Annotated in this window: 13 protein-coding genes; 8 read left to right on the top strand and 5 right to left on the bottom strand. The window is 65.4% G+C overall.

The window, feature by feature from the left end; all coding sequences use genetic code 11:
* Positions 1-9 precede the first annotated feature (9 nt).
* The 4 genes from AC1MCA_RS20835 to AC1MCA_RS20820 form a co-directional block, all read right to left on the bottom strand.
* Positions 10-765, bottom strand: a complete 756-nt coding sequence (locus AC1MCA_RS20835) for a maleylpyruvate isomerase family mycothiol-dependent enzyme (protein WP_479800226.1) — start codon at positions 763-765, stop codon at positions 10-12.
* Positions 765-1,586, bottom strand: coding sequence for a fumarylacetoacetate hydrolase family protein (locus AC1MCA_RS20830; protein WP_479800225.1), 822 nt, complete (start codon positions 1,584-1,586; stop codon positions 765-767). The genes AC1MCA_RS20835 and AC1MCA_RS20830 overlap by 1 nt, the downstream gene beginning before the upstream one ends.
* Positions 1,583-2,716, bottom strand: coding sequence for a cupin domain-containing protein (locus tag AC1MCA_RS20825; RefSeq protein WP_479800224.1), 1,134 nt, complete (start codon positions 2,714-2,716; stop codon positions 1,583-1,585). Before AC1MCA_RS20825 ends, AC1MCA_RS20830 begins: the two co-directional genes overlap by 4 nt.
* A gap of 138 nt (positions 2,717-2,854) precedes the next feature.
* Positions 2,855-3,697 (bottom strand): IclR family transcriptional regulator, encoded by an 843-nt coding sequence (locus tag AC1MCA_RS20820; protein WP_479800223.1) that lies wholly within the window; start codon positions 3,695-3,697, stop codon positions 2,855-2,857.
* Between the two features lie 48 nt (positions 3,698-3,745).
* On the opposite strand from AC1MCA_RS20820, the gene AC1MCA_RS20815 reads away from it, so the two are divergent.
* The 6 genes from AC1MCA_RS20815 to AC1MCA_RS20790 all read left to right on the top strand — a co-directional run bounded on the left by AC1MCA_RS20815 (position 3,746) and on the right by AC1MCA_RS20790 (position 9,119).
* The gene (locus AC1MCA_RS20815) at positions 3,746-5,086 is read left to right on the top strand and encodes an MFS transporter (protein WP_479800222.1); all 1,341 of its coding nucleotides are present in this window, start codon (positions 3,746-3,748) and stop codon (positions 5,084-5,086) included.
* Complete coding sequence (locus AC1MCA_RS20810; RefSeq protein WP_479800221.1) at positions 5,079-6,326, top strand: FAD-dependent oxidoreductase; 1,248 nt, start codon at positions 5,079-5,081, stop codon at positions 6,324-6,326. Before AC1MCA_RS20815 ends, AC1MCA_RS20810 begins: the two co-directional genes overlap by 8 nt.
* Positions 6,327-6,441: 115 nt before the next feature.
* On the top strand, positions 6,442-6,951 hold the full coding sequence (locus AC1MCA_RS20805; RefSeq protein ID WP_479800220.1) for an HAD domain-containing protein: 510 nt from the start codon (positions 6,442-6,444) through the stop codon (positions 6,949-6,951).
* Between the two features lie 151 nt (positions 6,952-7,102).
* Positions 7,103-8,320, top strand: coding sequence for an inorganic phosphate transporter (locus AC1MCA_RS20800; protein WP_479800219.1), 1,218 nt, complete (start codon positions 7,103-7,105; stop codon positions 8,318-8,320).
* Positions 8,317-8,538, top strand: a complete 222-nt coding sequence (locus AC1MCA_RS20795) for a hypothetical protein (protein ID WP_479800218.1) — start codon at positions 8,317-8,319, stop codon at positions 8,536-8,538. Before AC1MCA_RS20800 ends, AC1MCA_RS20795 begins: the two co-directional genes overlap by 4 nt.
* Before the next feature lie 23 nt (positions 8,539-8,561).
* Entirely contained in the window at positions 8,562-9,119 is a 558-nt protein-coding gene (locus tag AC1MCA_RS20790; RefSeq protein ID WP_479800217.1) for a dihydrofolate reductase family protein, read from the top strand.
* A gap of 6 nt (positions 9,120-9,125) precedes the next feature.
* Here the strand turns inward: AC1MCA_RS20790 and AC1MCA_RS20785 are convergent, their stop codons facing one another.
* Positions 9,126-9,605 carry a PaaI family thioesterase gene (locus AC1MCA_RS20785; RefSeq protein WP_479800216.1) on the bottom strand — a complete coding sequence of 160 codons (480 nt, stop codon included), beginning with the start codon at positions 9,603-9,605 and terminating at the stop codon, positions 9,126-9,128.
* On the opposite strand from AC1MCA_RS20785, the gene polA reads away from it, so the two are divergent.
* A complete protein-coding gene (polA, locus tag AC1MCA_RS20780) occupies positions 9,604-12,396 on the top strand; it encodes a DNA polymerase I (protein WP_479800215.1) in 2,793 nt (930 codons plus the stop codon). The genes AC1MCA_RS20785 and polA overlap by 2 nt on opposite strands.
* 17 nt (positions 12,397-12,413) lie before the next feature.
* A complete protein-coding gene (locus AC1MCA_RS20775) occupies positions 12,414-13,040 on the top strand; it encodes a GyrI-like domain-containing protein (protein ID WP_479800214.1) in 627 nt (208 codons plus the stop codon).
* Positions 13,041-13,086: the final 46 nt, after the last annotated feature.

The following is a 13,086-nucleotide window of genomic DNA, read 5'->3' as shown; positions in this document are numbered from 1 at the left end:
GGCTGCGGATCAGATCCATTTCGGGGCTGCGGGGACGGTGCCCAGTGCTGCCCCGTCCTGGGTTGCCGTGACGGCGTGGGTGCCGCGGCCGGTCGCCCAGCGGACCACGCCGGCGAGTGGGCCGGTGATCACCACCGGCGTATCTGCGCCCGCGTCGCCGAACTCCTCCATCTGCTGGTCCGTGACCAACACCTGCAACCCGGTGTCTGTGCCGCGGGTTGCCCAGGCGGAGGTGATGTCCTTGAGCAGGCGGGCCAGGACCGGGTCCGGGATATCGGAGAAGGTGGCTCCGTTGTCGAGGTCCACGGCGTGGGTCCAGACTTCCCGGGTCCGCATCCACACGGTTTCCTCGGCCGGTACGGTCCGGCCCTGGGCGGTCTTGACCTTGTGGTGCCAGGCGTCGGCTGGCAGGTCGCGCCATTCGACGTTCAGGTGCACCGCTGAGTGGTCAAAGAGGTGCCGCAGCGCAATCGGCGGCAGGGTGGCCCCGAAATTGATCTCGTGGTCCCTGACCTCCGTGGAGGCATACATGGGCGTTTCCACCCCGGTGGCCGCCCACTCAATGAGCCGTGCGATGGCCCGCGCGTTGTAGCCGATGTGCGCCGTCACGTGGCGGCGGGTCCAGCCCGGCAGTAACGAGGGCCCGTCGAGGTCCTCGTCGGAGAGCTCGTTGAGCTTGCGGGCGAAGAACGCGGTCCCGCGGCGGGCCTGCAGCAGCGATTTGAGCAGCTGCGGGTCCGTCGTTTGGTCGTGGCGTGCGACCATCAGGACTCCTTGACCACGCGGTTGTTCAGCTGGCCGAGGCCTTCGATGGTGGTGACCAGGAGCTGGCCTTCCTGGAGGTAGCGCTTGGGATCCTGGGCGTGGCCCACACCTCCCGGGGTGCCGGTGGCGATGACATCGCCCGGGTTCAGCGTGATGATGGTGGAGATGTAGGAGACCAGGAATTCCGGGGTGAACACGACGTCGTTGGTGGGCGTGGACTGCTGGACCTCACCGTCGACGGCGGTGGTCATGAGGCCGCCGGTGAACTCGTCCCTGGTCACCAGGGCCGGTCCGAACGGGGTCGACTTTTCCCAGGTCTTGCCCTGGAGCCACTGGATGGTGCGGAACTGGTAGTCGCGCATGGACACGTCGTTCAGGACGGCGTAACCGGCGATGTGGGCGGGGGCGTCGGCTTCGGAGATCCGGCGGCCGGTCTTGCCGATGACGACGGCGAGTTCGGATTCCCAGTCCACGGTGTCCGATTCCTGGGGGAGGGCCAGGTCATCGTTGGGCCCGATCAGGGATTCGGCGTACTTGGCGAACAGGGTGGGGTACTCGGGGACTTCCCGGCCCATTTCCTTGATGTGGTTGCGGTAGTTGTGGCCCACGCAGATGATCTTGCCCGGCGCCGGAACAACAGCGTCCAGGTCTGCGCCCTCGAGCGGGTGGGTGGCGCCTGCGGCAGCGGCGGCGATGGACTCCCAGGAGGGGTTCTTCAGGAGGGCTCCGACGTCGGAGAAACCTTCGATTTCGGTAAGCGTATCGCCGTCCTGGCGGACAGCCTTGGTGCCTTCGGCAGTGCGGAGGGTGAGGAGTCTCATGCGTTCTTGCGTCCTTCGGTGTAGGTGCGGTTAAAGTTCAGCCGTTCAAAAATGGGGGCGTCGCTGAAGCGGAACAGGTCAAACCCGGTCTCGGCCTGCAGGGACCACTCGGCCCAGGACGGGACCACGAACAGGTCGCCCTTTTCAAGGTTCCGGGTTTCGCCGTTCAGCACCACGCTGCCGCGGCCTTCGAAGACCTGCCAGACGCTGGAGCCGACCTCACGGACGGGCTCGGTGGCGGCGCCGTCACGGAAACGGTGGAATTCGGCCCGGATGGTGGGCATCACGTCCCCGCCGGTGGTGGGGTTGGTGAAGCGCACGGCCGCGTGGCCCTGGGAAACAGTGGCCGGGTGGCCCTCGTCCTCCAGGAGCAGCTGCTCGGTCAGGGCCCGGTCGGTGTATTCCCACCGGTACGCCGCGATGGGTGAGCTGGTGGTGTCATCCAGGCCCGAAAGCGGACGCAGGCCCGGGTGGGCCCAGAGCCGCTCGGAGCGGGAGATGTGAGGGGTGGCCTCGTCCGTGACGCGCTCGGTGCCGAACTCGAAGAACCCGGCGTCAGCGTAATGCACGAACGGGATGTCCAGGCCGTCGATCCAGGCCATCGGCTCATCAGTATCGTTGTGGTGACCGTGGAAGTTCCAGCCCGGAGTCAGCAGGAAATCACCGCGCGACATCCGGACCGGATCCCCGTTCACCACGGTCCAGACGCCCTCGCCCTCGACCACGAACCGGAACGCGTTCTGGGAATGGCGGTGCTCAGGGGCCGTCTCACGGGCACCCAGGTACTGGATCGCAGCCCACAACGTCGGGGTAGCGTACGGGGTGTTGCCCAGGCCCGGGTTCGCCAGGGCAATGGCCCGGCGTTCCCCACCACGGCCCACCGGAACCAAGTCGCCGGCACGGGCAGCCAACGGGTACAGGTCGCTCCAGCGCCACACATGCGGCACGGCCTTAGGCGACGGCACCATCGGCATCAGATCCCCGATCTGCGTCCACAACGGGATCAGATTCTCACGGTCAAAATCCCGGTACAGCTCCTTGAGCTGGGCGGCCTCTTCGGGCGTCGGCTCAGGAAGAGCCTGCCCCGCGGCCACTGATTCATGGGTCGTGTTCTCGGCGCTGATGGACACGTCGGCCTCCTTCAAGGTCAAACAGTATTTCTGTGGTTCAAACCGGCACTTCGGCGTAGTCCGACTTTACGGACCTGAGTGTGTGACCCCCAACATATTCTGCTGGTCAGAATTAGTGGCTTGTTCTCCTGCGGGGGCTCATTCCGCATCAGCCGGATTGGCCGCGATATCGATCTCCAGCTGCCGGCTGGTTTCCCGCAGTGCACCGACCAGTCCGGCATCGAAGACCTTCCGGAACCTTGTCGCGGGGGTGGCAACGCTGAGCGCGCCCACAACATGCCCGTGACGGTTGTGCAGGGCGATGCCCAATGCACTCACTCCCTCTTCGGTGCCTTCGAAATTGGCAGCGAAGCCGTTGCTGCGGATGGACTCCAGCTCACGCAGAAACGCCGGGTACTCGGCAGCGGGGATCGTGTCTCCGCCGATCTCTGCATTGTTGCTGCGGAAGAGCTGCTCGATCATATTCGGCGCCAGTTCGGCAAGCATGGCCTTGCCGCCCGAGGTTTTGTTCGCCGGCATCACCGTTCCCTGCCGGTCACCCACCCGCAAGACGTTGTTTCCTTCGACCGTGGCCAGGAAGCGCACTTTCGTTCCCACCCGCACCATCAGGTTTACCGTCTCGTTGAGCTGGGCGGACAGCAGCTCCATATGCGGCTGGGCCAGCGATCGGAGCAGCCTGGTCCAGCTGAGGCCGGCCGGACCGACGCCCATAGCGGGACCGGGCACATAGCGCCGTGCTTCGTCCTGAACGGCAAAGCCCCTGTAGACCAGCATTGCCAGAAGGCGGTGTGCGGTAGACGGCGCCACCCCCAGCTCCGCTGCTGCATCCTTCAGCCGCAGCGGTCCGCCGTCGCGCAGCATCTGCAGCAGCTGCAGTGCGTTGTCCACCGCCTCGATGGAATACGTGGGCCTCTTCTGTACAGGCTTTTTGCGGGGAGCGCGCACGGAACCCGTCACCGGGGAGGGGGAATAGTTCTGCATGTCAGAATTCTATTGTGGTTCATCCGGGGGCGCCACGACAGTAGTGGGATGAATCACAACCTTCCCGCTGCAGTGCCGCAACGGTCCTCCCCGGTGGCTACTGCCCCAATTGCCGCTGACGGGCCTGCGTCGCGGTTCACCAAAGGCTCGGCTGCGGCCGTCCTTGTCTGCTGGCTGCTGGTGGTCTTCGATGGCTACGACCTCATTGTCTACGGCACCGTCCAGTCCTCCCTGATCGCGGAAACCGGCTGGGGCCTGACAAAGGCCACCGCCGGAACCATCGGATCCATGGCCTTCCTGGGCATGATGATCGGAGCGATCTTCGCCGGCCGCATGGCGGACTCCTGGGGCCGCCGCCGCACCATCCTTGGCTGCGCCGTCGTTTTCTCCATCTTCACCGTCCTGTGCGCCTTTGCTCCGAACGCAGCCATCTTCGGGATCCTGCGCCTGCTTGCCGGCATCGGCCTCGGCGGCCTGGTGCCTTCGGCGAACGCCCTGGTGGCAGAGCTGGTCCCCGCAAAATGGCGGTCCATCATCGCGACCCTCATGATGTCCGGTGTCCCGATTGGCGGATCCATCGCCGCCCTCGTGGGCATTCAGCTCATCCCCGCCTTCGGCTGGGAATCCATGTTCCTGGTGGCCGTTCTGGCCCTGCTGATCGTGGTGCCGCTGGGATTGAAATACCTTCCCGAGACGCTGGCCCCGGTCAGTGCCGCAGACAAGGCGGCCAAGGCGGCACGCAAAGCCGCCGGTAAGGGCAATCCAGACCAGGAACCCTCCGGTTTCTCCTCACTGCTGCGCGCCCCCTACCTGGGTGTCAGCGTGCTTTTCGCTGTTGCCACCATTGCCACACTGTTCGCCTGGTACGGGCTGGGAACCTGGCTGCCCAACCTCATGCAGCTTGCCGGCTACAACCTCGGCTCCGCCCTGACCTTCGCCCTGGCGCTGAACCTGGGGGCGGTAGCCGGATCAGTCATCACCGCCTGGGCCGGGACACGGTTCGGGCCGATCCCCACCGCGATCGCCGCAGCCGCCGTGGCCGCCGGAGCGCTGGTGGTCCTCGTGACCGGCCCGCCGGTCGGCATCGTCTACTTCATGCTGGTCCTCGCCGGCGTGGGAACCCACGGTACGCAGTGCCTCATCATCGCAGCTGTCGCCAGCCACTATCCCGGTCACCTCCGGGGGACGGCGCTCGGCTGGGCCTTGGGCACCGGCCGGATCGGCGCCGTCGCAGCACCCCAGGTCGGTGGCCTCCTGCTGGCTGCCGGGCTGGGCGTCAATTCCAATTTCCTCGCCTTCGCCGGTGCAGCCGCGATTGCCGCGGTCCTGCTGGCCGCCGTCGGCCTCAAACTCAAGTCAAAAATATCTGAAGGAGTACACAATGTCTGAGCACGCCACGTCCACCGATGTCCTCGTCATCGGAGGGGGAATGGCCGGACTGGCCGGAGCCCTCGCGCTGCGTGAAAACGGCGCCAACGTCACCCTCGTAGAGCGGGCTCCCGAATTCGGCGAGGTGGGCGCAGGCCTCCAGATGGCCCCCAACGCCTCCCGCGTCCTGCAGCGCTGGGGCCTGCTGGAAAAGGCACTGGAAATCGGTGTGCAGCCCAAGCACCTGGTCTTCCGCGATGCCGTCACCGGCGAGGAACTGACGCGCCAGACCCTGAACGGCGAATTCGCGGACCGCTACGGCGCACCCTACGTGGTGATCCACCGCAGCGACCTGCACCGGGTCCTGCTCGAGGGCTGCGAGGCTGCCGGAGTCAAGCTTGTCAACGACGTGATGGTCGAGAGCGTTGAAACCGTGAACGGCCGCGGCGTGGCACACACCGCCGCCGGTGTGGACTACGAGGCCGACGTCGTCATCGGCGCCGACGGACTCAAGTCCACCCTCCGTCCGCTCGTGGCCAGCGACGAACCGGTTCCGTCCGCGTACGTTGCCTACCGCGGCACCGTGCCGATCACCGAAAACACGCCCAAGGCCGACCTCGAAGACGTCATCGTCTACCTCGGCCCGGATTGCCACCTCGTGCAGTACCCGCTGCGTAAGGGTGAGCTGCTTAACACGGTGGCGGTCTTCAAGTCAGCCTCATTCGAACGCGGCGAGGAACAGTACGGCGGAGTCGACGAGCTCGAAGCAGCCTACAAGGACTGCGTCCCGGCTGTTCAGGAAGCGCTCAAGAACCTCGCCACCGGCATCCGTTGGCCCATGTACGACCGCGACCCGATCGAGAACTGGGTCGCCGGCCGCATGGTGCTGATGGGCGACGCCGCACACCCGATGCTGCAGTACCTGGCCCAGGGCGCGTGCCAGGCCCTCGAGGACGCAGCCGTCCTGCAGGACACCACCAACGGAACTGTCTTCACCGCGGATGGCGTCAACCCCGAAGCCTGGGACGGTGCCATCGCCGAATTCAACAGCATCCGTGCCGCCCGCACGGCCCGTGTCCAGCGCACCGCGCGCGTCTGGGGCGAGTCATGGCACGTCTCGGGCCTTGCCCGCACACTCCGCAACCTGCTGTTCAAGAGCCGGAAGGACAATGACTTCCAGTACAACGACTGGCTGTACGGCCAGGACCAGCCGGGCAGCCCCGCCCTCCGGGATGCGGTGAAGTCCACGGCCTCTGTCTAAGGTCTTCAGTCCTTGAGGAGTGGCGGCACGCAATGCAACGATTGATTGCGTGCAGCCACTCCTATGTTTAACGGCCGGCTCTCTGTCAGTGCCCGCTGACCTGAGGTGAGCAACCGTGCGGAACGTCACTCTGTACCTGGACGTCGACGGCGTGGTGTGCCCGTTCGGAGCAACCGACCGGACGCCATGGGGTTCCGCCTGGCGCCTCGCCAACGCCGGGCTGCTCGAAGTGGCCTACGCACGTGAGCTGGTCGACGGGCTGAACGGTTTGGCCGGTCTCCCCGGCGTCCGGTGCGTCTGGCTCACCAGCTGGGAGGACATGGCCCCGCAATATCTGTGCCCGGCCATCGGGCTCAATGCGGGGCACTGGCCCTACCTCGCGGCAGAATCCGGGGGAACAGGGGCCGGCTGGTGGAAGCTTCGAGCCATCCAGGAGGACCTTGTCAGGTCCGGGGCTGATGCCCTGGTCTGGATCGATGACCAGCTCAACTACGAGCAGGAGGCCCAGGCCTGGGCGCGGATCCTGGGCCGCCGCATCATGCTGGTCTCGCCGGATCCCCGCCGCGGCATCTCGCCCGGCGAATGGGCGGCTGTCAGGACCTTTCTTGAACGGCCGGTGTTTTGACCTGCCACGGCCGGCGCGTACGATCGATGAGGTTTCAGGCCGCTCCCGGTAAACATCTCCAGTCCTTTTCCATGAACGGCTGGTGAATTATGCTGACCGAAGCGGCCAGGGGAGAAACTGCCGAACGTCGACTCTGCAGATTGGGCAACAGGTGGATATCACCTTAATGGTGGCGCTGGTCATCGCACTGGCACTATTTTTCGACTTCACGAATGGCTTCCATGACACAGCCAATGCGATGGCCACGCCTATCGCCACCGGAGCCATCAAGCCGAAGACCGCTGTGACCCTCGCCGCCGTCCTGAACCTGGTGGGCGCCTTCCTGTCCACGGAGGTGGCCAAGACCGTTTCCGGCGGCATCATCAAGGAAGGGACGGACGGCGTACAGATCACTCCGGAGATCATTTTTGCGGGTTTGATGGGCGCCATCCTCTGGAACATGATCACCTGGCTCAAGGGCCTGCCGTCCAGTTCGTCCCACGCCCTGTTCGGTGGCCTGATAGGTGCCGCCATCGCCGGCATCGGCTTCAACTCGATTAACCTGGAGACCCTCCTCCAGAAAGTCATCCTTCCCGCCATTTTTGCCCCCCTCATTGCCGGCATTGTGGCGTATATCTGCACGCGGCTCGCCTACGCCCTGACAGCCCGCCACGACCCCGAAACCGGCAGCAAGCTGACGCAGAGGCGCGGCGGCTTCCGGACGGGCCAGATCTTCACATCCAGCCTCGTGGCGCTGGCCCACGGCACGAACGACGCTCAGAAGACCATGGGCATCATCACCCTGGTCCTGATCGCCTCCGGCACGCAGGCACCCGGATCCGGACCGCAGTTCTGGGTGATCGCCGCGTGCGCCCTTGCCATTGCGGTGGGCACCTACTCCGGCGGCTGGCGCATTATCCGGACCATGGGGTCCGGCCTGACCGAGGTCAAGCCCGCGCAGGGTTTTGCGGCAGAAACCAGTACCGCCTCGGCCATCCTGGCGTCCTCCCACCTGGGCTTCGCCCTGTCCACGACGCAGGTGGCCTCAGGATCGGTTATCGGGTCCGGCATGGGCCGAAAGGGCACCACAGTGCGCTGGAGCATGGTGGGCAAGATCGCCATCGGCTGGCTGTTCACCCTGCCCGCCGCCGGCATTGTCGGGGCGCTGACCGCGCTGCTGGTGAAGACCGGCGTCGTGGGAGTGGTGATTGCCGCCGTCGCCGGCACTGCCGCTGTGCTGTTCATGTTCTTTTACTCCCGCAAGTCCCACGTGGGCCACCACAACGCGGTGGAGGTCGAGGAAGCCGGCCAGGCAGTCCGCTTCGCCAAGAAGAAAGCCCTCGCCCGGGCCCGTGCCAGGGCTAACGACCAGAAGGATGCACAGCGATGAAGTGGTTGGAACTGGTGACCGTTGGCGGGGCCACCCTGGTGGCCGCCGTGACAGTGGTGGTCCTGTATTCACTGGGCGTCCGGCTGACTGCCATCGCGGGAGACGCCGAGCAGGCATCACCCAGGCTCAAACGAACACTGGCCTACGCCTGCTTCGGTTTCTGCGGGCTCGCCGTCCTGTTCGGGCTGTACCTGATCATTCCGTACTTCTCCAGCTAGCCGCCCATGGCTAGGCTGGTTCCATGTCCAGGACCCAGTACTTCGTGGCCGCCTCCCTAGACGGCTTTATCGCCACCTCCAAGGACGATCTTGGCTGGCTGTTGCAGTTCGACGGCTTCGAAGGCGGCAAGGAAAGCTACGACACCTTCATGGAAGGGGTCGGCTGCATCGTGATGGGCGGGGAGACCTACGCGTGGCTGATGGAGCACGAGCCGGACAACTGGCCCTATCCCGGCACACCCTGCTACGTCTTCACCCGCCACGAGCACAGTGCTCCTGCGGGCTCAGACATTACGTTCGTGCGCGGCGACGTCCGGGAATTCATCCAGGACTTCAAGGACGACGCCGCCGGCAAGAACGTCTGGGTGGTGGGCGGCGGCAACCTGGCCGCCCAGTTCGCTGACGCCGGACTCCTCGACGACCTCATCCTGTCCGTCATCCCTGTGGTGCTCGGGGACGGCAAGAGGCTGTTGCCGCTGGAAGGCCCGACGCCGCCGCTGGAGCTGACAGCGTCCCGCACCATGGGGCGGGGGATCGTGGAGCTGCGGTACCGGCTCGCTGCCGGCGGTGACGGGCCCTAAGCCGGCCTAGGCGCCGGCGTCCGGCTCCCGGTTGTCACGGAGCATGTTGGTAATCCTTGCGGTGGAGAGCTTGCGGCCCTTCTCGTCGGTCATCACCACTTCGTGCGTTGCCAGCGTCCGTCCCAGGTGGATGGCCGTGCAGGTTCCCGTCACGGTTCCGGCAGCGATGGACCGGTGATGCGTGGCGTTAACCTCAATCCCCACTGCGTGGCGGCCCGGACCGGCGTGCATTCCCGAGGCGAAGGAACCCAGCGTCTCGGCGAGCACCACATGGGCGCCGCCGTGCAGGATGCCCGCCACCTGGGTGTTGCCTTCCACCGGCATGGTGGCAACCGTCCGTTCGGGGCTCATCTCCAGGAAGTGGATCCCCATTTTCACCACCAGCGCGCCGATGCCCATCTGGCCCAGCCACCCGTGGAGGTGTTCCGGGATGCCTGCTGTGACCAACTCCTCAGTGAAGGGGCCGGGCGTGAAATTGTCCATCATGGGAACTAGGCTGGCACCTGTGAGTGAAACTACCAAACTGGCCCCGTTACCGTCCTCCACCGATGCCTTGAAGGACAGGTCAGCAACTGAAGTCCCCGTAGTGCCCGCCACCGGCCGGCCCCGCCTCCTGGTGCTGGATGGCCACTCGATGGCATTCCGGGCGTTCTTCGCGTTGCCTGCGGACAAGTTCTCCACCGCAAACGGCCAGCACACCAACGCCATTCACGGCTTCACCTCCATGCTCATCAACCTGATCAAGGAGCAGCAGCCCACCCACGTCGCCGTCGCCTTTGACGTCTCGGACGACACCACGCACCGCAAGGCCGAGTACAGCGATTACAAGGGCGGCCGCAACGAAACCCCGCGTGAAATGAGCGGCCAGATCGATCTGATCGACCAGGTCATGAACGCCTGGGGCATCAAGACCATCAAGATGCCCGGCTATGAGGCCGATGACATCCTGGCGACGCTCGCCACCATGGGGGAAAAGGCCGGCTACGAGGTCCTCCTGGTGACCGGTGACCGTGACGCCTTCCAGCTCATTACGGACCACGTGTTCGTGCTTTACCCGCGCAAGGGCGTCAGCGACATTCCCCGCCTGGACGCTGCCGCGATCCAGGAAAAATACTTCGTGACGCCGCCCCAGTACTCGGACCTGGCCGCCCTGGTGGGGGAGTCCTCTGACAACCTTCCCGGAGTTCCCGGCGTCGGCCCTAAAACGGCCGCGAAGTGGATCAACCTCTACGGCGGCCTCGAAGGCGTCCTGGAACACCTTGATGCGATCGGCGGCAAGGTGGGTGATGCCCTCCGCGAGAACGTTGAGGACGTCAAGCGCAACCGGCGCCTCAACCGTCTGCACACCGATCTCGTGCTCCCGGTGACCCTGGACGATCTCGCCGAGCCGCGTCCGGATGAGGCCGCGCTGGAGCAACTGTTCGACGAACTGGAATTCAAGACCATCAGGGCACGGCTTTTTGCCCTGTACGGCAGCGGGGATGTGGAACCCGCCGAGCGGGAGAGCGTGGACGTCCCGGCGCACGTGGCGCCCGCCGATGCTGCGGAGCTGGCTGCCTTCCTGGCAGCGGGCGCCGGGAAACGCTCGGCAGTGGCCGTTGACCTGGTGCCGGGCCGGATCGGTGAAGACGCTGCCGCCGTCGCCATCGTCCGTGACGATGCAGCGGTGTACATCGAGCTCGCAGCCCAGGACGCTGCAGCCGAAAACGTGCTGGCGGACTGGCTGCGGGACAAGGACATCCCGAAGGTCATGCACGGCTACAAGGCAGCGCTGAAAGCCCTGTCCAGCAGGGGCCTCGGCCTGGAAGGCGTCGTGGACGACACCTCGATTTCCGGATACCTCATCCAACCGGACCGCCGCACCTACGAACTGGCCGAGCTGGCCCAGCACCACCTGAACGTCAGCCTTCCGTCCGGGACCGCCAAGGCGGGCCAGCTTGAACTTGCGTTCGACGACGGCGACGCCGCCGCTGCCGGTGCGCTCGTCCAGGTGGCCGCCGTCGTCCAGGCCCTGAGCCGTTACTTCGATTCGGAACTGGCGGAGCGGAAGGCCGCAGACCTGCTGGCCACCCTTGAACTTCCCGTCAGCCGGGTCCTGGCGGACATGGAGCTCGCCGGCATCGCCATCGACATGCAGCGCATGGATGAACAGCTCGCCGATCTGGCAAAGGTCATTGACAACGCCCAGGAGCTGGCCTTCGCAGCGATCGGCCATGAGGTCAACCTCGGCTCACCCAAGCAGCTCCAGACGGTCCTCTTCGAGGAACTCCAGCTGCCGAAGACCAAGAAGATCAAGTCCGGCTACACCACGGACGCCGCGTCACTGAAGAACCTGCTGGAAAAGACCGGCCACGAATTCCTGGTCCAGCTCATGGCCCACCGGGAGTCCTCCAAGCTGCGCCAGATGCTCGAATCACTCAAGAAGTCAGTGACTGAGGACGGCCGGATCCACACCACGTACGCGCAGAATGTGGCCGCCACGGGCAGGATCTCCTCCAACAACCCCAACCTGCAGAACATCCCCATCCGCAGTGAGGAAGGCCGGCGCGTCCGTGGCATCTTTGTGGTCAGCGAAGGGTATGAATGCCTGTTGTCGGCGGACTACTCGCAGATCGAGATGCGCATCATGGCCCACCTCTCCGGAGACGCCGGGCTGATCCAGGCCTACAAGGACGGCGAGGACCTCCACCGGTTTGTGGGCTCCAACATCTTCCATGTCCCCACGGACCAGGTGACCAGTGCCATGCGCTCCAAGGTCAAGGCGATGTCCTACGGCCTGGCCTACGGGCTGACCTCGTTCGGCCTCTCCAAACAGCTGGAGATTTCGGTGGACGAGGCACGGACCCTCATGAAGGAGTACTTCGACCGCTTCGGCGCCGTCCGCGACTACCTCCGCGGAGTGGTGGACCAGGCCCGGATCGATGGCTACACCGCCACCATCGAAGGGCGCCGCCGGTACCTCCCGGACCTGACCAGCACGGACCGTCAGCTGCGGGAGAACGCGGAGCGGATCGCCCTGAACTCGCCCATCCAGGGATCGGCGGCCGACATCATCAAGCGCGCCATGCTCGGTGTGCACTCGGAACTCGCCGCCCAGGGCCTCAAGTCACGTATGCTCCTGCAGGTCCATGACGAACTGGTGCTCGAGGTGGCCGCCGGCGAACGTGAGGCAGTGGAAAAGCTCGTGACCGGGCAGATGGCCGGCGCGGCCGATCTCAGCGTCCCGCTGGAGGTCCAGATCGGTGTGGGTCCGAGCTGGTACGACGCCGGCCACTAGGAACGGGACCGCGGAGCATGGCGGGGCGCACGGTGGACAAGTACGACGTCAGGAAACAGTTCAAGGAACTGTATGCGCCCCGCTCTGATGATTTTGAGCTGGTCACGGTCCCGCCGATGAATTACCTGATGCTGGACGGACAGGGCAACCCAGGGACGGCTCCTGCCTACGCCGCTGCCCTGGAGGCGCTGTACTCGGTGTCCTACGCCGTGAAGTTCGCCAGCAAGCACGCGGGGCGGGACTACGTGGTGGGCCCGCTGGAAGGCCTGTGGACGGCGGATGATCCCGGCTCTTTCACCCGTGGCGACAAAGACAGCTGGAAGTGGACCATGATGATCCCGCAGCCACACTGGATTGGGTCCCGGGAGATCGGCGACGGGATCACGAAGGCCTCCGCGAAGAATATCCCGGGGCTGGACAGACTCCGCTTCGAGACCCTGGACGAGGGGCTCTCGGTCCAGGTCCTGCACATCGGCAGCTACGACGACGAGGCGCCCACGCTGCACCGTCTGCACAGTGGGTTCATGCCGGCCAACGGTTTCGGATTTGCCGGGGCCCACCACGAGATCTACCTCAGCGACCCCCGCAAGGTGCCGTCGGAAAAGCTCAAAACCATCCTCCGCCAGCCAGTGCGGAAGCTCTGACCCAGCGCCCGGGCCGAGCGTGTTGTTGCTGGCCGGGCCCCTGTTC

This window comes from Arthrobacter sp. BK1 (assembly GCF_056680055.1).
This window is presented reverse-complemented; position numbering and strand designations above follow the sequence as displayed.